We start from the raw sequence: 20,467 nt of genomic DNA on the forward strand, positions 1-20,467 counted from the left end.
CAAAGAAATGGAGTATGCCGATCCAAAACTGGCGGCTGGCGATGAGTCGTTTTATTATCGAGTTCGGTGACCGCCTGAGCGCTCACCTTTAATACGATGGCAGTTACACAGAATTATTTACAGGGTCCAGGCCTGTAGAGAATGCGCCGCCTCCAGAAAGCCGGAATGTGCCAACATCCCCGCTATAATTCTATATAACATAGCTAGACGATTAGTCTGGGGCACAATGTGAGGGAAGGTACTCCCCGTATGGTTTACGAAACAAACCTAAAATAGGTGAAGGTGAAACAAGATTTCTAGTGTCTCCTCTCATATCGTAGCATATTTTAAATTTCTTAATATAAGGCACCCCTACCACTACATTTTATCTATCAATACCATTCCATATCTTTTCACTCATCGCCCCTCCTGATGCGTTACACTGTGCTTAAATGGCATGTAAAGCCTATCCTCTCACTTTGTATGAGTTCCAAATTAGAAAGTTGTAATGCTATCATCAATGACAAAGGCCATAGGTAGAAAAAGACAACGCTTTAATCTACCAATTAACAATGATATATAAAATAGCTGCATCCAACAGCCGATAAAAATCCCATTTTTGGAGTTATACAGTTATAGAGACATCAAAAGAATCATGGTTCTTATGCAAGTTTTTCCGGTAAGAAATCGATTTTCGGAGTTAGTATTTCTATAAGGGTAATAAAAATCCTCCTTGCCTTCTCTAGAAGAGTATATGACAACTGAACAAGAAAGATAACGCACTAGCCGTGCAGGCTATTAACGCAGAGAAGCTATCTCAGCCTTACGGCTTCGCTAAGCCCCATCAAACCCTACAGCATTGTTGACAGAGAAGGTGAACCGTTTAGGTGAAAACTTCCTGTCTGCGTACTTTTGACTTATTTTCTTTGCCGTAAGTGAGATGCCGTAAGGCATTGAACAAGGCGTTATTCTTCTTCACTTCCATACAATGCAAGTAAAATTTGTAGCTTTAATACCTACCGCCGAAATAGTTCCATTCAGGATAATAACAACAATGAAAATTAAATGGATTAAAATCGATGGCTTAATGACAGCTATTGACAAAGATACTGGTGAGATAATCAATGAAACATTGGATATCCTCCCGAATGGCTATGATGTAACTGATAGCGTAATGGAAGTTTTAACAGACCTTTTTGGAGAGCCTTTAAATACTACCGCCGAAATAAAAGGTGAGACAAGAGGCCGTAAGGCTAAAGGTGTTGCTAACCCATACGCTTCATATTTTGCTAATGTTCAGTACGATGAAAACACCGGTAAAAGCAATATGGATAGCACACTTGACGACTTAGTTTATTCTGCATCTACAGTTTCAAGCGGTAATACACGAATCCCGGTGAAACAACTTGTTTATGTAATGCGTAGTGAAGATCTCTCAACTAAAGGAGTTCAGGGAACGTTAGGAAAACGTCGTGTCATCAAGGGAGAAAGCTCCCCCAAAGAGCGTTACTGTCGGGATGTTCTATCTGCCGCTGAACATCTTATTAAGCGAGTTGATATTTATGAAAGCATGGGAAGAATAAATCTCAATGACGGATACGGCTTTTCATTTAAAACTGATAGTGAGGCTTACCGACGCTCACAGGGCTTAGTTTATGCGTTGCTATGTCCAATAGACTTTACAGAAGGGGACAAGACCACGTTGCGCTCACTCGCTTTAAAGGGTGATGTAGCCACAATGGAACGTTGCATTAATTCCATCTCCCAACAAGCCACCCGAATGATTCAACGCATTCAAGGAAGGCCAATTAGTAATGATTCAAAACTTGCTTATGCTGAATTAAATGCCGAATTCCCATATCAACCATACGACGAGGATGATGGGCACGCGATGCATTCAAACGCATCAACAGTTCGGATAGCAGCCCTCCCCGATAAGCTTCATTTACAAGACTGGGCTGACCAAATAAGGAAGTATGTGGAATAATAAAGAGTGCCACTATGGACAGTATTATTGATTTTGTCATTCGTAATTTAATTAATTGTCATCACAACATACAACCAATTATAACAATAACAAAAGGTATATTATGTACGAAAATCTCCGCAATTCTAAAACAGCAATCTTCGATGCAAAGGTAAAGCCTTTATTTGAAGAACTAATTGGATATGGTTTTGGCTACTCGGCTTTAGCTAATGCATTAAACACGAAAGGCATTCCCACTCGTTGGGGGCAAAGCTGGACAATTGACAGTGTAAGGCAAACACTCAAACGCCTTGATCTTAAGACCCTTCAATACAGCGGGGAATAAATGATGCAAGCCTTTATCAACGCCCCTGTTTCATATCATCCTGATAAAAAATACATCACTCCTAAAAACTTGTTTACCAATATATGGCGTGAGGGTTATTACATCAAGCTGATGGGTTTAGAAATTTATGACGTTAATAAAACATTCCAATGGAGAAATAAGTAATATGAGCATGAACGTACCCGAGGCTATCGCACAACTTATTAGTGAAGGCCATTCAGAAGATGAAGCTGTTGAGATTGTATCATTAGCAATACAGCATATGAACGCACAGAAGCAACAAGCCATTAATTACTCACCATTAAAACAAGGTGTTAATGATAAAAGCATGGCTGAATATTGGAAGGCTTTACGGGAGAAAGCTGAGAACAATGTCTACATCCCCCCACACATGAATGTTCCATCAAACCAAGAAACTACACTTGAAATATTCAAACAAAACATGCGTATGCGAAATCCAAAATCAGAATCACCATTACGTAACACAGCAAGCGCCATTGAATGGTTTAAACAACAACGTAAAGGTAGCTAATGCGTAAAGGTTATCAAGTTAAAACACATGGGGTGGGAACAATCAAACGTTCCCTTTACTCTGCTGAGGAGGATGCTACTTGGAGGGGATTTAATACCCACGACGGGAGAATGACCTTCTCTTACAAAGGGCTAGTTATTGACAAACGAAATAGCGTCTACAGTGTAAGGGATGTAAAGTTAGAAGGCTTCCCTGTCAATGACATTGCGGGCGTATTCACGGACACCAGAACAATACGTATAGTTATTGATAATGGTCTACTGCAATCCTCCCAAGATAAACTGGCGCGCCTCAGAGAGCGTAATAGAAACGTTAAATGTGGCGGGTGCTCCACACCATATCTATTTCGTAGAGATATGCTAATTGATTATCTGGGGGGGAAAATCATTCAATGTCCATATTGTTATCACGAAGAGTTTGAAGATCGCCTAGAGTGGGCAACAGATGAGAATTTTTACTAGATATATTCTTGGCGCTTTACAACTCTAACAGTTTCCATGCCCCTATCCTCACACATCCCCCATGCCCACAAAACCCCCAGCGTAATGTCTATAGGCTTTCCTATGCTATTGAATGCCCCTGCATAGGAGGGTCTATCCTCCCCCGTGTAATACCTCTCTCGAAACATCATAATTTCTTGCAGATTCTAAAAAGGTGCTATGCATATAGAAGCAAGGGTGGGTACACCCCCTTTGTCACCTTGCACAGCCTTGCAAGCTACGAATTTGAACACATTCCTTTTCCTCCTACCCCTCCCCTTTCCAATCCTGTCTCAGTTAAGTATACGTTTTGATACAGAAATTCATCTATTGATTTTAGTATCAATAAACAGTTTACATAATTCAAATGATACAGTACCGTTAACATCACATTATGATACTGAGGATTGAATGATGAATATTGGATACATAAGAGTAAGCAGCAAGGAACAAAACATAGAGCGTCAGGAGCATGCCCTCAGTATGTGTGAACGCCTGTACATTGATAAAGTGAGTGGGAAAAATACAGAACGCCCACAGCTCCAGATGATGATACGTTCCCTGCGTAATGGGGACATCCTGACGGTAAAAAGTGTAGACCGTCTAGCACGTAATACTCGTGACCTGCTCACTATTTTGGATGACCTCTTAGCTCTTGGCATCACTGTAAGATTTCTTGATAACAACATGGAGTTTTCTGACAATCCAACATCCCGTTTCATGATAACAATGTTGGGGGCCGTAGGTGAGCTAGAGCGCTCATTTATCAGACAGCGGCAACAAGAAGGGATTGCTATTGCGAAAGAAAAAGGGTCTTACAATGGCAGACCTAAAGATGAAGAATTGCGCCACAAAGTTATTGGCTACCTCGACAGGGGAATTAAACCTGATGAAATAGCCAAACTTTGTGGATGTGGGCGGGCTACTGTATTCCGTATTAAAAAAGAAATAACTATGAAAGGCTAAAGCCAATTCAAACCATCGATGATATGGCAGATTACTGGCAAGGGGAAAGTGTGCATGTATCTTCCCGTTATGCCTGTTCCTGTCTTTTCATGCCCTATAACCTGTTGCAGGTGGGCAACGTTGTTCATCCAACCTGATGCAGCGGTGACAACGCTATGACGGAAGCTATGAACAATGCGCCGTTGATTATGCATATCCTTATAAGGGATACCCAATTGCTCTCGAATGTCTGATAACACCTTGCTGATTTTTGGCATGTTCGTAGAGGCTACTTCGGGAAACAAGCTCCCCTGTTTGTTGTTAACAAAATCTATAAACCCCAAATCAATAAGATGCTGATGGATAGGAACCTGTCTAGTTGCATTGTCTGTCTTACCGTCTTTAATCAGCAGGTAGTGGCGAATACTATCATCATCAAAACAAACCTGTTCTTTCGTTAACCTGGCGATTTCTCCACGCCTAGCGCCTGTATATGCCAGAAGTAAAACTATCCACTTTATCCAGCCGTCCCCTGAACTAATGGCATATCTCACAAACTTTTTCATTTCACTATTACTATAAGCGCCATAACGGGCAGAGGAAGGCGGAGCCACCACGCCATCCGTTGGAGCCGATTCGATAAAACCCTTTGCGTCACACAAGAAAGTTTTAAACAAAGATTTATAAATTTTGAGATGCTTATGTATAGCCTCAGTTCCTATCAAATCTTCAGAAGGTACATCGTCACAAGCTAACAATTGATCAATCGTCATAGATCTATAGGGCTGTATAACACGTTTGGGAAGCCCCTCAACAGTTTCCATCACCTCATGTATCCCCTGTTTTGTAACAGCCGTAACGCAAGTTTGATGCCCTAAAACAGCCAGCAACACTTGTGCGTACCTTTCATTAGCGGAGGCTATCCCCGCAGTCCAGTTCTTTCCTTTCTCCCTTTTATACAATACCCATGCCTCGGACAGAGCGAGCTTAGGTTTGGGAGTCTGAACAGGAAGATCTATCTCAGGAATAGCGGGCGTTATAGCAAGTCTTGACGAGGATAACCAAGCCCTGTTGCTGATTGCCAATTCCACATAGCGGCTAAATTCGTCACAAGTAAGTTGCCCCGTCTTTACCAAGGAGACGTAAGGCATTAAAGCTATCATCAACGTAGCCGCTTCCCGACGGCTATCAGTGCATAGGCTCCGTCTAAACATGCCTTTTGATGATAAGAATTGAATGTAGTAAATGGAGTTGCGTAGGAAGGTATAGCGTATAGGTTTGGATAACAAAATTATTCTCCGTCTTGTCTCAGTGAGAGGTAAAAACAAGAAGAGATAATCACTAATTCATTGATTTATATAAAAATAAACGACCCTACGCTGGCATAATCCAGATCAGGTAATACGGGTAAAATCTCAGCCAGGCTTTGTCAGCAGGCACCCCGAGTCAAGCAAGCATTATTGGCGGCAAAGGCCAGAAGATCAATCAACAATTAATAAGCCGGTAATACGCCCGTCAACAGCATCGCTGGCAAAACCAAATTGAACTTACCCAGAGCCGCTGGCAGTATCAGTTATTGATTGCGCACTCCGGACAGCAATCATCCACAGTCTTAATGGAGGCTTATTCGTTGCCATCGCCCCTTAATATCCGCCCTTATAATGAGACAGATCGTCCGTTTTTACGCACGCTTTATCTGGCTTCCCGAAAACATACCTGGACCTGGCTGGAAGATGATTTTCAGCTGGAAGATTTTGATCGTGCAGTGATCGGCGAAAAGGTTGTCGTCGCCGAACGTGACGGGCACCTGCTTGGATTTGCCTCAATTTTTACGCAGGAGAATTTCCTGCATAATTTGTTTGTCGATCCGCAATTTCAGGGGAGTGGCGCAGGCTCGGCCTTACTGCACGCGGCTGAAGCGACCTTTACCCGCAGAGGCTCTCTGAAATGTCTGGTAAAGAGTCAAAATTCCGTCGCTTTTTACCTGTCAAAAGGCTGGGTCATTATCTCTACAGGCGACAGCCCTAAAGGTGAGTATTATCTATTTCATTCGCCTGAAAAATAACTCAGACAGCAATCATTTGGGTATGTGGCTGTTTTTTCGCGATTCTGACTCATATCAATTTTTCTTAGTTGTTAAGAGGTTAAATTCCACAGCGGTGCTATACATACTTTGTCTTCCTTAAAATTTTTCGAGGGTACGAATGAAAAAAATAAAACTGATGCAGGTTGCTGCTGTCGCCGGCGTGCTGTTTTTAGCCGGTTGTACCAACCATGTCACACAAACGGATAAATTCTCGGGATTCCTTGGGGATTATTCGGGCCTTAAGGAAGTTAAAACCGAAAGCGGCAATCCGGTTCTTCGCTGGATCGACCCTTCATTCAAAAAAGCTAACTATTCCTACATCAAATACGAACCCATTAAGTTCTATCCTGAACCTCAGCCTACCGAGCAAATCAGTAAAGACACCCTCCAGGGCGTTCTGGATTACGCCAACAGCCGTATGAAACCGGCTCTGGCTACGCGTATGCAACTGACCGATCACGCTGGCCCGCGCACTCTGATTTTCAAAGGCGCGATTACCGGTGTGAATACCTCTGCTGAAGGCCTGCAATTCTATGAAGTGATCCCGGTTGCGCTGGTGATCGCCGGAACAGAAACTGCTACCGGCCACCGTACCCGTGACACTGAAGTGTATTTCGAAGGTGAGCTGATTGATGCGAGCACCGGTAAACCGGTAATCAAAGTGGTCCGTAAAGGGTTTGGTAAACAAGTTTCTAACGATACCCAGAAAGTCACAGCGAATGACCTGAAAAGCGTCGTAGACAGCATGGCGAACGATACGCTGCTGTTTAAAGATCCTCAGTAATTACGTTATTACGTTTTCTAAGAGGCAGCCTGATGGCTGCCTTTTTTATACCGAACCCGCAATAAACTCACGCAGCCACTGGTGCGAGAGGTCGCGATGAGCGCGCTCGTGCCACACCATGTACATCTCAAAACCGGGAACATCCAGCGGTGGTTCCGTGATCTGTAAAGCGGAATTCCCGCGTACCAGACGCTCCGGTAGCATCGCCACCAGATCTGTCGTCATCAGTACCTGAACTACAAACAAAAAATGCGGTACAGAAAGCACCACACGCCGCGATAAACTTTTCTCCGCCAGCGCGATGTCAGTATTGCCATAGAACCCGCCGCCATCGGGTGAAACGATCACATGTTCCAACGCGCAAAACTCGGTTAGCGATATCCCTTCTTTAATCAGAGAATGTCCTTTTCTGCTCACCAGAACATAACGTTCTGCAAAGAGTAAAGTACTGTGCAATCCGTTCGTTACCGCCTCACAGGTATGGAATGCCAGGTCCAGCGTCCCTTGCTCCATTTTGCGGATAATCCTCGCGGGCGACGTTTCAAAAATAGCCAGCCGGGCAGAAGGTGCGGCCACACGTAACGCCTGCAATGCAGGTAAAACAATAGTGGATTCGCCGTAATCCGCAGCACCCAGTTGCCAGGTATTTTGCGCTGTCGACGGATTGAAGGTTTCACCTGCTGCGACAGCATTTTCCAGCGCCGCCAGCGCGTGTCGAAGCGGTTCACGCAATTCATCTGCACGTGCCGTAGGACGCATTCCCCGTGGCCCCGGCAGCAGCAGCGGATCATTGAAAAATTCGCGCAGTTTCGCCAGCTGGACACTGATGGAAGGTTGTGAAAGATGACGGCGCTGCGCAGTGCGTGTGACGTTTTGCTCTGCCAGCAAGACATCCAGCGTCAGCAAGAGATTGAGATCCAGACGACCGAAATTACCCATCGCTATACCTGTTATATGATCAATTCATTTCAACTATACCTGACAGCGGCCTACTCTGCGTTCATCACTTACCGGAGATATCATCATGAACATTTTGATCGTGTATGCCCACCCTGAGTCACAGTCATTAAACGGTTCGCTAAAAGATTTTGCAGTCAGCCATTTACAGGCTGCCGGGCACAATGTGCAGGTTTCAGATTTGTATGCAATGCAATGGAAAGCCGCGCTGGATGCCGGAGATAATACCGAGCCTTCGCCGGGACCTTTCCAGCCATCACAAGATTCGCAGCACGCTTATCATAATGGCACGCAAAGCCCTGACATAGCCGCTGAGCAGAAAAAATTGCAGTGGTCGGATACGGTGATTTTCCAGTTCCCGCTGTGGTGGTTCTCCATGCCTGCGATTATGAAAGGTTGGGTGGAACGCGTTTATGCCTATGGATTTGCATATGGCGTTGGTGAACATTCCGACACACACTGGGGTGATCGCTACGGAGAAGGCAAAATGACCGGTAAACGCGCCATGTTGATAGTCACCACGGGCGGCTGGGAACCGCATTACAGCGCGCGTGGCATCAACGGCCCGATCGACGACTTACTGTTTCCGATCCACCACGGGATCCTGCATTATCCGGGATTCACCGTCCTGCCGCCGCTGGTGTTTTACCGCACCGGGCGGACGGATGAAAACCGCTACTCGCAAATGCTTTACGAACTCACTGAACGTCTGAATACATTAGAAAACGCTTCACCAATTGCATTTCGTCAACAAAATGGCGGCGATTACGATATTCCTTCATTGACGCTAAAAACGGATATCACACCGGAGATAAACGGGTTTTCGGCGCATGTGAAATAATACGTTGAAAAGATTTCATGCATAAAAAAACGCCAGTGGATCTTGCGATCACACTGGCGTTTTTATGGGGCTAAGGCTCAGCTTGCGCTAAAACTTATTCCCACTCAATCGTTGCCGGTGGCTTACCGGAGATGTCATACACCACGCGGGAAATGCCGTTGACTTCATTGATGATGCGGTTCGAGCAGCGGCCGAGGAAATCGTACGGCAGGTGCGCCCAGTGTGCAGTCATAAAGTCGATGGTTTCTACTGCGCGCAGGGAAACCACCCAGTCGTATTTACGGCCATCGCCCATCACGCCTACGGAACGGACTGGCAGGAAGACGGTGAAAGCCTGGCTGACTTTGTTGTACAGGTCGGCTTTATGCAGTTCTTCGATGAAGATAGCATCGGCGCGACGCAACAGGTCGCAGTACTCTTTCTTCACTTCGCCCAGCACGCGAACGCCTAAACCTGGACCCGGGAACGGATGACGGTAAAGCATGTCGTATGGCAGGCCGAGTTCCAGTCCGATTTTACGCACTTCGTCTTTGAACAACTCTTTCAGCGGCTCAACCAGACCCAGTTTCATTTCTTTCGGCAGACCGCCCACGTTGTGGTGCGATTTGATCACGTGCGCTTTGCCGGTAGCAGAGGCCGCTGATTCGATCACGTCTGGGTAGATGGTACCCTGGGCCAGCCATTTCACTTCATCCTGCTTGCAGGCTTCTTCATCGAACACTTCAACGAAGACGCGGCCGATGATTTTACGTTTAGCTTCTGGCTCATCTACGCCCGCCAGCGCAGACAGGAAACGCTCTTCGGCAGCAACGTGAACGATGTTCAGACCGAAACGGTCACCGAACATTTCCAGAACCTGATCCGCTTCGTTAAGACGCAGCAGGCCGTTGTCCACGAAGACGCAGGTCAGACGGTCGCCGATGGCGCGGTGCAGCAGCATGGCGGTGACGGAAGAATCAACACCACCGGAAAGGCCGAGGATCACGTGGTCGTTGCCAATCTGCACACGCAGACGTTCAACGGCGTCTTCAATGATTTTCGCTGGCGTCCACAAGGCTTCGCACTCGCAGATGTCCATGATGAAACGCTCGAGCATACGCAGGCCCTGGCGGGTATGCGTGACTTCCGGGTGGAACTGCACACCGTAGAAACGTTTTTCTTCGTTGGCCATAATGGCAAACGGGCAAGTCTCGGTGCTGGCAACGGTCACGAAATCGGACGGGATGGCAGTCACTTTATCGCCGTGGCTCATCCATACATCGAGCAGCGGTTTGTTGTTCTCGCTCAGGGCATCCTGAATGTCACGGATCAACGCGCTTTCAGTCTGAACTTCAACCTGCGCATAACCAAATTCGCGCTCGTTAGAGCCTTCAACATGGCCGCCTAACTGCATCGCCATAGTTTGCATGCCGTAGCAAACGCCCAGAACCGGTACACCGGCTTCAAAGACATAATCAGGGGCGCGCGGGCTGTCATGCTCGGTGGTACTTTCCGGGCCGCCGGACAGGATGATCCCGTTCGGATTGAATTCGCGGATTTGGGCTTCGGTTACGTCCCAGGCCCAGAGTTCGCAATAGACACCCAGTTCACGCACGCGGCGCGCAACAAGTTGGGTGTACTGGGAGCCGAAATCGAGGATAAGGATACGGTGCTTGTGAATATTTTCGCTCATGAGGGGGCGTTTTCCAGAAAGCAATAAAAGCGTTAAAACAACAGGTTAATTTTTCTAACAATCTAAAAGCAGACAGCGAGCCTTAAGCTCGCTGTCATTCGGGTCAGGAACCCATGCGGTAGTTCGGTGACTCTTTAGTAATCGTCACGTCATGTACGTGGCTTTCCTGGATCCCGGCACCGCTGATGCGGACAAACTCAGCCTTGGTGCGCAGGTCGTCGATGGTAGCACAACCGGTCAGCCCCATACAGGAGCGCAGACCGCCCATTTGCTGGTGGATGATCTCTTTCAGACGGCCTTTATACGCTACGCGACCTTCGATACCTTCCGGCACCAGTTTGTCAGCAGCATTATCAGTCTGGAAGTAACGGTCAGAAGAGCCTTTGGACATCGCGCCCAGAGACCCCATACCGCGGTATGATTTGTACGAACGGCCCTGGAACAGCTCGATTTCGCCTGGAGATTCTTCTGTACCCGCCAGCATCCCGCCAACCATCACGCAGCTTGCGCCGGCAGCAATAGCTTTTGCGATATCGCCGGAGAAGCGGATACCGCCATCTGCGATGACAGGAATACCGGTACCTTCCAGCGCTTCAACTGCGTCAGAAACAGCAGTAATTTGCGGAACACCGACGCCGGTGACGATACGGGTAGTACAGATTGAGCCAGGACCGATACCGACTTTCACCGCGCTCACGCCCGCTTTCGCCAGTGCCAGAGCACCTGCGCCAGTCGCAACGTTACCGCCAATAATTTGCAGATCCGGGTATTTAGCGCGGGTTGCGCGGATACGTTCCAGAACGCCTTCGGAGTGGCCGTGTGAGGAGTCAATCAGCAGAACATCAACACCGGCAGCGACCAGTGCATCGATACGTTCTTCGTTGCCCGCACCTGCGCCAACCGCCGCACCGACGCGCAGGCTGCCCTGCTCATCTTTACAGGCGTTCGGTTTACGTTCGGCTTTCTGGAAGTCTTTAACGGTGATCATCCCGAGCAGATGGAATTGCGCGTCAACAACCAGCGCTTTCTCTACACGTTTTTCGTGCATTTTTTGCAGCACGACTTCACGGGCTTCGCCTTCCTTGACTGTAACCAGACGCTCTTTCGGCGTCATGACCGCAGTCACAGGCTGTTCCAGGTCAGTCACGAAGCGCACGTCACGCCCGGTAATAATACCGACCAGTTCGTTTTCTTCAGTCACGACCGGATAACCGGCAAAACCGTTAATTTCGGTGAGTTCTTTAACCTGACGCAGAGTGGTCGCAGGTGTGACGGTTTTAGGGTCAGCAACAACGCCGCTTTCATGCTTTTTCACGCGACGGACTTCTTCCGCCTGACGCTCAATAGACATGTTCTTATGGATGAATCCAAGGCCGCCTTCCTGCGCCAGAGCAATCGCCAGATTCGCTTCAGTCACGGTATCCATCGCTGCGGACAGCATAGGGATATTCAGACGGATTTTAGCGGTCAGTTGAGTACCGAGGTCGGCAGTATTAGGCAGAACTGTGGAGTGGGCTGGAACAAGGAGAACGTCGTCGAACGTTAGTGCTTCTTTTGCGATACGTAGCATGGGCAATATCTCACCAAGGTGGATGCGGAAAAGATAAAATATTGCAGCGGGAGTATACAGGTGAGTAGGCATTCCGACCAGAACTATTTCAAAAACTTCTTGATTACCTTTTGTGGGCATGTAGTATCAACCGATTAAGTCTCTGTTTTTGAATTTGATCTGGATCACATGTCACTACCTTCTTCGCCTCCAATTTTTACCGTAAGCCGCCTGAATCAGACGGTCCGACAGTTGCTGGAAAACGAAATGGGTCAGATCTGGCTCTCCGGTGAGATTTCAAACTTCTCTCAGCCTTCCTCCGGCCACTGGTATTTTACGCTCAAAGATGACCGCGCTCAGGTCAAATGCGCGATGTTCCGCAATTCCAACCGCCGCACGACATTCCGTCCGCAAAACGGTCAGCAGGTGCTGGTTCGCGCGACCATTACTTTGTATGAACCGCGTGGTGATTATCAGCTGATTGCCGAAAGCATGCAGGAAGCCGGTGACGGCCTGTTGCAGCAAAAATTCGATTTACTGAAACAGCAACTGGCCGCCGAAGGTCTGTTTGATGCGCAGTTTAAACAACCGCTGCCCTCGCCTGCTAAATGCGTCGGGGTGATCACTTCCGCCAGCGGCGCTGCTCTGCATGACATCTTAAATGTCTTAAAGCGCCGCGATCCGTCGTTACCCGTCATTATCTATCCCACCTCCGTTCAGGGCGTGGATGCACCGGCGCAAATTGTCAGAGCTATTAAGCTGGCGAATACCCGCGAAGAAGTGGATGTTTTGATTGTCGGGCGCGGTGGCGGTTCACTGGAAGATTTGTGGAGCTTTAATGATGAGCGCGTGGCGCGGGCGATTTTTGCCAGCCGCATTCCGGTAGTCAGCGCCGTCGGCCACGAAACCGACGTTACCATTGCTGATTTTGTCGCTGATTTACGTGCGCCAACGCCGTCGGCCGCCGCAGAGCTCATCAGCCGCAATCAGCTTGAACTGCTGCGTCAGATCCAGTCCCAGCAGCAGCGCCTCGAAATGGCGATGGATTATTACCTCGCGCAGTTGATTCAGCGCTTCACTCGTCTGAATCATCGCCTGCAACAGCAGCATCCGCATTTGCGTCTGGCGCGCCAGCAAACGACGTTGTTCAAGCTGCGCCGTCGTCTGGATGAAGCGATGCAAAACCAGCTGCGCCAGATGCTGCGCCGCACCGACCGTTTACAGCAGCGCCTGACACAGCAACAGCCGCAACCGCGTATTCACCACGCTCAGCAACGGGTCCAGCAACTACAATACCGGCTGCAACAGGCGATGTCATCGCAGCTGACCGAAAGTCGCCAGCGTTTTGGAACCGCCTGCACACAACTTGAAAGCGTCAGCCCGCTGGCGACCCTCGCCCGTGGCTACAGCGTGACGACGACGCCACAGGGCGCATTGCTGAAGAAAACCACGCAGACCGCACCGGGCGATACGCTGAAAACGCGTCTGGCCGATGGCTGGATTGAAAGTGAAGTGAAATCGATTGTGGTGGAGAAGAAAGCGCGGAAACGTGCGGTTAAATAAGTGCTGGGTTTAAAAAACTCTTAGCCTCCCCCGGCGACGGGGGAGGTGATTGAAAAGATTACAGATTATAGTTATTCGTTTTCACACCATTCACCCAAACTTCACGCGACTCGCCTTCCGGCAGCACAATATTCAGGGTTTTCCATGCAGGTTTGAAATCGCCGCGCTGCACCAGCGTGATGTCGATTCGCTGATCGTTGCTGGCAATATCCCAGTTCAGCCAGAGCGCATGATTCTGTTCCCAGCGGTGGCTTTCGCCGTCGTCCTCAAACAGCATACCTGACGATTTAGCCTGACCCGGCACCGGATATACATGTAATTCGCGCAGCATATCTTTGTGGGTATTAACATGCGCCAGACGGCAGGATTGCGGCAACGCTGCGCCCGCGCGCACCAGCAACGGCAGACGATCCAGAGGTGCATTCAGCGTGACTGTCTGAGCACCCGCAAACCATTCTCCGGTGTAGAAATCACACCAGCCGATACCGTTATCCGGCAGATAAACATCACGTTCACGCTGACCTTCATCCACTACGCTGGCGACCAGTAAATCACGCCCCATCAGGAAATCGTCGGTTTCTGCGAAGGTGTTTTTGTCGTGCTCGTGGTCAAGGAATGTCGGACGCAGCATCGGCTCGTCGTCCGCATGAGCCTGCCACAGCAAAGTGTAGAAATACGGCAGCAGACGGTAGCGCAGACGGATGGCATCGCGGATAAGCGGCGTCACCTGTGGGTACATCCACGGCTCATTTACCGTGTGATCGTCATTCCAGGAGTGAATGGTGAATCGCGGGTGCATCACGCCGTTTTGTACCCAGCGGACAAACAGTTCGGCATCCGGCTTATCGCCCGAGAAACCGCCGACATCGTGCCCGACGTTGTACAAACCCGATAAACTCATGCCAATGCCCATACGCGTGTTGTAGCGCAGCGTCTGCCAGCTGGTGCGGTTATCGCCACTCCACGTTTGCACATAACGCTGCATGCCTGCGCAACCGGAACGTGAAATCAGATACGGACGGATTTCCGGCGCAAAACTTTGCTGCGCTTCAAAGGATGCCCGCATCATCAGCAGCGGCATCACCGGGCGGATATGTTTGATGGCGATGGATTTGCCAAAGCCGTGGCAGCGCGCATCGCTGTCCCAGACTTCATATTCGTTATTGTCATTCCACGTCGAACCGATGCCTTTTTCCAGCAGCTGCTGCGTCACGCCTTCCTGCCACCAGCGTACCGCCGAAGGATGGGTGAAATCGAGATGCGAGCCTTCATCGTCCCAGAAAACAGAGCGTTCCGGCACATTGTTTTCGCTGTCGCGGATAAACAGTCCCTGCTCCGCCACCTGCCCGTACTGCGGGTGATCCTGCAACAGGCAAGGTTTGATGTTGGCCGCCAGACGAATACCGGCGTCCAGGAACGCCTTTGACATCACTTCCGGCTCCGGCACTTTGTCGTAGTTCCAGTTGAACACGTAACGCTTATTGCCAATCGAGGTGTAACCCGATGAAAGCTGGAAGGAATCGCACGGAATTTCATGCTGCTGGCACAGCGTGATGAATTTCATCAGCTGCTGCTGGGCGTCCGGGGCATCGGTGTAATACATGGTCGAGCCGCTGTAGCCGAGGCTCCATTTCGGGCCAAACGTGGTTTTACCGGTCAGACGTACCAGCTTTTTGGTGACGTCGAGAGACGTCGGTCCGATGAAAAGGTAATAATCCAGATCGCCCGCTTCAGCGCTGAAACGACGATACGGTAAATGGTAATTATCCAGTTCATTGCCGAGATCAAGCCAGACATTGCTGAGATTGTCGTAGAACAGGCCAAAACTGACCTCATTACGGCGCGTCATGGTGAACGGTATGTGTTTGTACAAGGGATCGGTGCTCGCGGCGTTGTAACCCATCGCATCCAGATTGCGCATTTCAAAACGACGACCGCTGCGGTTAAGGTCACCGGCTTTTTCACCCAACCCGTAGACACCGTCCTGCGCCTCACGCAGCTGATAGTGCGCTGACGCATCGTTTTTAACGCCGAGCATATAGGCGCCGGTTTTACGGTCTTTCACCAGAGGAAGCCACGCGCCAGCGTCATTCTTATATTCCCATTCCAGCCAGAGCGGCTGATGTACCGTCACGCGCAGCGCGTCAGTAGTCAGGATCAGACCGTCTTCGCTTTGTTCCAGCTGATAGCCCGGCAGTGAAAAACCTTCGTTGCTCAGGCGGTCACGCCCTTCCCACGGCACGTCATTTTGTGGTGCGATGCTCCAGGTACGATCCAGCGCCAGCTCGCCATTGCGCTGAATAAATACGCGGATTAATCCCTGCTCCAACACGCGCACCGAAAACAGATGGTTACCATCGACACGTAAATCAATACCTGCATCGTGTTGCCCGGCAATCTCCCAGTGTTTTAACGTCTTCATACACTCTCCCTTTTTGCCGGATTGCGGCGTTCAGCGATCAGGGCAATCAGGAAAACCGCCCCAATCAAATCAAAGAATCCCATGGCGATAAACAGCGGATTGAAACCCATTTTGTCGGCAACTGCGCCGATTAGCAGTGAAAACAGGAAACTGGCGATCCACGCAGACGACCCGCGCATACCATTCACCGTGGCGACCTGATGTTTATCGAATGTCTCGACCACCACGGCGCTGAGCATGCAGGAGATCACCTGATGACCGAATCCGCCAATGGAGATCAGCGCGATGGCGGCGTACGGGCTTTTCGTGACGGCAACCAGTGCCAGAGACAGCATCATAAATGCGCCGGTGACTGAGCTGGCGACGATGGAATTAATACGCGTGCAGCCAAACACTTTGCGGTACAGCGTGGTGAGATAGCCGCTGGCAATACTCCCCAGATCGGCGGCCAGGAATGGCAACCAGGCGAACATCACGATGTGTTTTAAATCCATCCCGCGCTCGTTGGCAAGGTACAACGGCACCCAAAAACTGAATACGGCCCAGGCTGGTTCGGCCAGAAATGCCGGAATGGCGATCCCGTAGAATTTTTTGTTTTTGCAGACAATTTTCAGCGATTTGATAAACGGCAGACGCGTTTGTTGCGGCTCGTTATCGGAACGGATCAGCGCCAGCTCATCTTTGCTTAAATTCGGATGTGTCTCCGGTGAATGGTAGAACTTCCACCACAGCAATACCCACAACATCGACAGTACGCCGCAGAACAGAAAGGCACCTCGCCAGCCAAATGACAGGTGAGCAACCAGGATAATCGGCGGAGCCAGCATGGCGCCAATCGAGAAACCGACGCCAGCCCAACCTGCGGCGACCGGACGTTCCTTACGCGGGAACCAGTCGGAAATCGCTTTGGCATTGGCCGGCGTCGCCGCCGCCTCTGCGCTGCCCATGAAGAATCTCAAAACCGCCAGCTGGATCCAGCTGCCCGCCCCGGCGTGAAGCATACAAACGACGGCCCAGATTGAAGCGCAAATCAGGAAACCCAGTTTTAAACCAATCACATCAATCAGCCAGCCGCACAATGGCTGGAAGATGGTGTAAGCCGCCTGAAAGGCCGCCACGATGTAAGAATATTGTTCGGTGGTCATATTCAGGCTGGTTTTCAGTTCAGCCGCCAGCAGACCCAGAGAATTTCGCGTGACGTAGTTTACCGTCACCCCCAACAGGAACAGTGCCAGCATCCACCAGCGTAAGGCTTTTATTTTTCGACGTCCGGCAACAGCCGTCGTTTCGGTGTTGATCTCAATTGTCATGTCCGTTCTCCCACCCGTCGGCCAGGCCGCAGATGATGTGTTATATGAGGGTCTTCTGCAGAGTAGGCAGACGGATTTGTGAGCGAAACGTGATTTTTTGCAAAAGCTTTCACGCTATAACTGCGGGGCGAATTCAGGACGGATAAAAGCTTATGTGTTCCCGACCTTCTCACGTGAAAAATTTTGCATGGACGATTTTGAAGGAGATCACAGTTTGAAAGGAAAGTTAAATATCCAGCAAATTGCCGACCAGACGGGGCTTTCAATCAGCACGGTTTCACGGGTTCTGGCCGGAAAAAATAACACCAGCAGCAATGCGCGCGACCGAGTACTGGAATGCGCCAAATCTCAGGGCGTACTGGATGGCCTTTCCACCGGCCGGCTGATGCTCAACAATATTATGATTTTTGCCCCGGCCCGTGCGTTTGACGTGCGCAGTGATATTTTCTATTACAAAGTGATCCAGGGCATTCTGGCAGCGACTGCCAATCATGAAGTTCGCGTCCGCTACTGTGCGATGGAAGAGGAAAATGCTGACGCGGCGCTGTTTATCTCCAAAATGACAGAACCGCTAACTGAAGCAGGGATGCTGGTCGGCATTGACGATCCACATATTCACCAGCTTGCCTCTGAGATGGGCAAACCTTGCGTGCTGGTTAACTGCTATGACCGCTTTATGCACCACGACAGTGTGAGCCCGGATCACCAGACGATGGGTGATGTCGCCTGCGATTATCTGTTTTCTCAGGGTCATAAGCATATCGTGACCGTGCAATGCCTGCGCCGCCATACGATGGAACTGCGGCTGACCGGCATCAAACAGGCATTTGCACGTCATCATCAGACCTTCTGCGACAAGCAACATTTGATTAATACTTCCGGTTTTGGCGCGCAGGAAAGTGAACAAGCGCTGCTGGAATATCTGGATGCGTTGACGCCCGAGCAGCCGGTTCCCACTGCGATTCTTGCCGGAGGCGATTTTATGGCGTCAGGCATAGTGGCGGCGTTATCAAAACGCGGTTTGTCCGTGCCGGGCGATATCAGCATTATCAGTACCGACGGGTTTAATCTGGCGGAGATCCACGATGTTCCGCTGACGGCTGTCCATGTTCCGCGTGATGAACTGGGCGCAGAGGCGATTGCTTTGCTTCAGCGTCGCATGTTTCGCCCGGATGCGCCGCACACCACGCAATTGTTACAAGGTAAGCTGGTGGTGCGGGATTCGGTCAGAAAAGCCTCCGGACGCGCAGTGACTTCCCATCCGCATAAATTGTATGACTTACAGCCGGACAGATAAATCTCATCTTTTACAGACGCGACGCGGAGCAGGCCTATACTGACGGAGATGGTGAATCATTAGCCACATTTCAGTATCCGATGGTCAGAACACCTTTCTTTCACCTGCGGGTGAGCCTTGATAAGGAGATTCATGATGAATCACAGTTCAGCGAAGCGTTACCACAGCGTTATCCCGCCCTATATGCTTAACCGTATTATCGAACACGGATCAGAACCTCAGCGCCGGTGCGCAAAACAGACGCTGGTACACGTCAATACCTTGATGGCGCAGCCTTATGCGAAACCGCAGAAGATTGTGACCGCCAAAGCGGGCCAGGTAGAGCGTGATATTTATGACGCCAAAAACACCACGCAACTGCCTGGCGAATCGGTTCGTCAAGAAGGTCAGGCCAGTAACGGTGACGTGTCTGCTGATGAAGCCTATGATTATCTCGGCGTTACTTATGATTTCTTCTGGCAGGCCTACAAACGTAACTCGCTCGATGGCAAAGGGCTGGCCCTGCTCGGCACCGTTCATTACGATAAAGGCTATCAGAATGCATTCTGGAACGGTCAGCAGATGGTCTTTGGTGACGGCGACGGTGAGATTTTCAACCGTTTCACTATCGCCATTGATGTCGTCGGGCACGAACTTTCCCACGGTGTAACAGAATCGGAATCCGGTCTGGACTATAACGGGCAATCAGGCGCGCTGAATGAATCCCTGTCGGACGTGTTTGGCTCACTGGTGAAACAGTTCCATCTCAAACAAACCGCCGATAAAGCCGACTGGATTATCGGTGAGGGATTGTTGGCAAAAGGCATTCATGGCACCGGACTGCGTTCGATGTCCCATCCCGGCACTGCGTATGACGATCCCTTACTCGGCAAAGATCCGCAGCCTGCCGACATGAAAGGTTATGTGAATACCCGCGACGATAACGGCGGCGTACATATCAATTCGGGGATCCCAAACCGCGCATTTTATCTGGCGGCCACTAAACTGGGTGGGAATGCGTGGGAACGCGCGGGTTATGTCTGGTATGACACGGTCTGCGATAAATCCCTGGCAAAAGATGCAGACTTTGTCGCCTTCGCGCAGCTGACGGTTAAAAATGCAGGCAAACGCTTTGACGATACTGTCGCCCAAGCAGTTCGTGAAGCCTGGGAGCAGGTTGGGGTGATGTAAATGAAACCTTTAGATTCGCTGGAAAGTAATACGGTAATTGAAATCTACCGTGAGGGAGGGGTCGCTTTTATCCCCAAACTCAGCGGACCGCGACGGGTTGAGCTTTCGGGCATGAGTGATGATAAACGGCGGGAAATTTGCCAGCTGATCAACAAAGCCCTGCCCTATGCTCAGGAAAAAGAAAACGCCGGTCGGGGTGACCAGCGTTATTTCCGTCTGGAGATTTATTACGCCTCGGCGGAGCATTCTGCCAGTCTGGTGGTGATTATTCCCGAAACCGAGACCCCCGAAGAGCTGGTGGATTTATGGAAACAAGCTCCGCCCGACGTTCATTCTTCGGAATAAGGTAAATACGTCAACGTTACCCGTTTTTTAGAAATCATCCCGTGCCCGTTTTGACAGAAGTAATCTACCGCTCCGCAGGCTTTTAGTACCTGCAACGGTTGCTGGCAATCCGGGCACAACGCCGTTTGCTTATAATCGGTATGGCAGGTATCACAGTGAAAGTGACCGCTTACCCAGCTCATCGGCTGACCGCAGACCGGACACAGCGCATCCATCGTTATTCC

General features: G+C 49.8%; 20 protein-coding genes and 1 riboswitch. Of the genes, 13 read left to right on the forward strand and 7 right to left on the reverse strand.

From position 1 onward, the window contains the following. The first annotated feature begins 1,033 nt into the window (after positions 1-1,033). The 6 genes from J1784_RS03660 (at position 1,034) to J1784_RS03685 (ending at position 4,268) form a co-directional block, all read left to right on the forward strand. Positions 1,034-1,966: a hypothetical protein gene (locus tag J1784_RS03660; RefSeq protein ID WP_217148069.1), complete on the forward strand. Its 933-nt coding sequence runs from the start codon at positions 1,034-1,036 to the stop codon at positions 1,964-1,966. Positions 1,967-2,069: 103 nt separating this feature from the next. Next, on the forward strand, positions 2,070-2,291 hold the full coding sequence (locus tag J1784_RS03665; protein ID WP_217148070.1) for a recombinase family protein: 222 nt from the start codon (positions 2,070-2,072) through the stop codon (positions 2,289-2,291). Next, the gene (locus J1784_RS03670) at positions 2,292-2,456 is read left to right on the forward strand and encodes a hypothetical protein (protein WP_217148071.1); all 165 of its coding nucleotides are present in this window, start codon (positions 2,292-2,294) and stop codon (positions 2,454-2,456) included. A gap of 1 nt (position 2,457) precedes the next feature. Further along, a complete protein-coding gene (locus tag J1784_RS03675) occupies positions 2,458-2,823 on the forward strand; it encodes a hypothetical protein (RefSeq protein ID WP_217148072.1) in 366 nt (121 codons plus the stop codon). Further along, entirely contained in the window at positions 2,823-3,284 is a 462-nt protein-coding gene (locus J1784_RS03680; protein WP_217148073.1) for a hypothetical protein, read from the forward strand. The genes J1784_RS03675 and J1784_RS03680 overlap by 1 nt, the downstream gene beginning before the upstream one ends. A gap of 429 nt (positions 3,285-3,713) precedes the next feature. Next, positions 3,714-4,268 (forward strand): recombinase family protein, encoded by a 555-nt coding sequence (locus J1784_RS03685; protein WP_217148074.1) that lies wholly within the window; start codon positions 3,714-3,716, stop codon positions 4,266-4,268. Here the strand turns inward: J1784_RS03685 and J1784_RS03690 are convergent. Continuing rightward, positions 4,265-5,536: a tyrosine-type recombinase/integrase gene (locus tag J1784_RS03690; protein ID WP_217148075.1), complete on the reverse strand. Its 1,272-nt coding sequence runs from the start codon at positions 5,534-5,536 to the stop codon at positions 4,265-4,267. The genes J1784_RS03685 and J1784_RS03690 overlap by 4 nt on opposite strands. Before the next feature lie 65 nt (positions 5,537-5,601). Beyond that, positions 5,602-5,701: riboswitch (TPP riboswitch) on the reverse strand. Between the two features lie 161 nt (positions 5,702-5,862). Between J1784_RS03690 and J1784_RS03695 the strand changes: the two genes are divergently transcribed. Together J1784_RS03695 and J1784_RS03700 are read left to right on the forward strand one after the other, a co-directional pair. Beyond that, the gene (locus J1784_RS03695) at positions 5,863-6,312 is read left to right on the forward strand and encodes a GNAT family N-acetyltransferase (RefSeq protein ID WP_217148076.1); all 450 of its coding nucleotides are present in this window, start codon (positions 5,863-5,865) and stop codon (positions 6,310-6,312) included. A gap of 139 nt (positions 6,313-6,451) precedes the next feature. Continuing rightward, positions 6,452-7,117, forward strand: coding sequence for a DUF3313 domain-containing protein (locus J1784_RS03700; RefSeq protein WP_217148077.1), 666 nt, complete (start codon positions 6,452-6,454; stop codon positions 7,115-7,117). Positions 7,118-7,162: 45 nt separating this feature from the next. On the opposite strand, the gene J1784_RS03705 is transcribed toward J1784_RS03700, so the two are convergent. Further along, positions 7,163-8,056 (reverse strand): LysR family transcriptional regulator, encoded by an 894-nt coding sequence (locus J1784_RS03705; protein ID WP_217148078.1) that lies wholly within the window; start codon positions 8,054-8,056, stop codon positions 7,163-7,165. 85 nt (positions 8,057-8,141) lie between these two features. Between J1784_RS03705 and J1784_RS03710 the strand changes: the two genes are divergently transcribed. Then, positions 8,142-8,915, forward strand: a complete 774-nt coding sequence (locus J1784_RS03710; protein ID WP_217148079.1) for an NAD(P)H-dependent oxidoreductase — start codon at positions 8,142-8,144, stop codon at positions 8,913-8,915. A gap of 94 nt (positions 8,916-9,009) precedes the next feature. Here J1784_RS03710 and guaA read toward each other — a convergent pair whose 3' ends face one another. Continuing rightward, positions 9,010-10,587, reverse strand: a complete 1,578-nt coding sequence (gene guaA, locus J1784_RS03715; RefSeq protein WP_217148080.1) for a glutamine-hydrolyzing GMP synthase — start codon at positions 10,585-10,587, stop codon at positions 9,010-9,012. Positions 10,588-10,690: 103 nt separating this feature from the next. After that, on the reverse strand, positions 10,691-12,157 hold the full coding sequence (guaB, locus tag J1784_RS03720) for an IMP dehydrogenase (RefSeq protein WP_217148081.1): 1,467 nt from the start codon (positions 12,155-12,157) through the stop codon (positions 10,691-10,693). A 168-nt stretch (positions 12,158-12,325) separates the two neighbouring features. On the opposite strand from guaB, the gene xseA reads away from it, so the two are divergent. Continuing rightward, the gene (gene xseA, locus J1784_RS03725; protein WP_217148082.1) at positions 12,326-13,699 is read left to right on the forward strand and encodes an exodeoxyribonuclease VII large subunit; all 1,374 of its coding nucleotides are present in this window, start codon (positions 12,326-12,328) and stop codon (positions 13,697-13,699) included. 58 nt (positions 13,700-13,757) lie between these two features. Here the strand turns inward: xseA and J1784_RS03730 are convergent, their stop codons facing one another. Together J1784_RS03730 and J1784_RS03735 are read right to left on the reverse strand one after the other, a co-directional pair. Continuing rightward, a complete protein-coding gene (locus tag J1784_RS03730; RefSeq protein WP_217148083.1) occupies positions 13,758-16,121 on the reverse strand; it encodes a glycoside hydrolase family 31 protein in 2,364 nt (787 codons plus the stop codon). Further along, on the reverse strand, positions 16,118-17,431 hold the full coding sequence (locus J1784_RS03735; RefSeq protein WP_217148084.1) for an MFS transporter: 1,314 nt from the start codon (positions 17,429-17,431) through the stop codon (positions 16,118-16,120). Before J1784_RS03735 ends, J1784_RS03730 begins: the two co-directional genes overlap by 4 nt. A 214-nt stretch (positions 17,432-17,645) precedes the next feature. On the opposite strand from J1784_RS03735, the gene J1784_RS03740 reads away from it, so the two are divergent. From J1784_RS03740 to J1784_RS03750, 3 genes are all read left to right on the forward strand, one after another. Next, positions 17,646-18,728 carry a LacI family DNA-binding transcriptional regulator gene (locus J1784_RS03740; RefSeq protein ID WP_217148085.1) on the forward strand — a complete coding sequence of 361 codons (1,083 nt, stop codon included), beginning with the start codon at positions 17,646-17,648 and terminating at the stop codon, positions 18,726-18,728. A 135-nt stretch (positions 18,729-18,863) separates the two neighbouring features. Beyond that, entirely contained in the window at positions 18,864-19,898 is a 1,035-nt protein-coding gene (locus J1784_RS03745; protein ID WP_217148086.1) for a M4 family metallopeptidase, read from the forward strand. Beyond that, a complete protein-coding gene (locus tag J1784_RS03750) occupies positions 19,899-20,243 on the forward strand; it encodes a protealysin inhibitor emfourin (protein ID WP_217148087.1) in 345 nt (114 codons plus the stop codon). On the opposite strand, the gene J1784_RS03755 is transcribed toward J1784_RS03750, so the two are convergent. Then, a complete protein-coding gene (locus J1784_RS03755) occupies positions 20,228-20,458 on the reverse strand; it encodes a zinc ribbon domain-containing protein (protein ID WP_217148088.1) in 231 nt (76 codons plus the stop codon). The genes J1784_RS03750 and J1784_RS03755 overlap by 16 nt on opposite strands. Positions 20,459-20,467 lie beyond the last annotated feature (9 nt).

Origin of the sequence: Rahnella ecdela, assembly GCF_019049625.1 — a bacterium.
Lineage (GTDB): Bacteria > Pseudomonadota > Gammaproteobacteria > Enterobacterales > Enterobacteriaceae > Rahnella > Rahnella ecdela.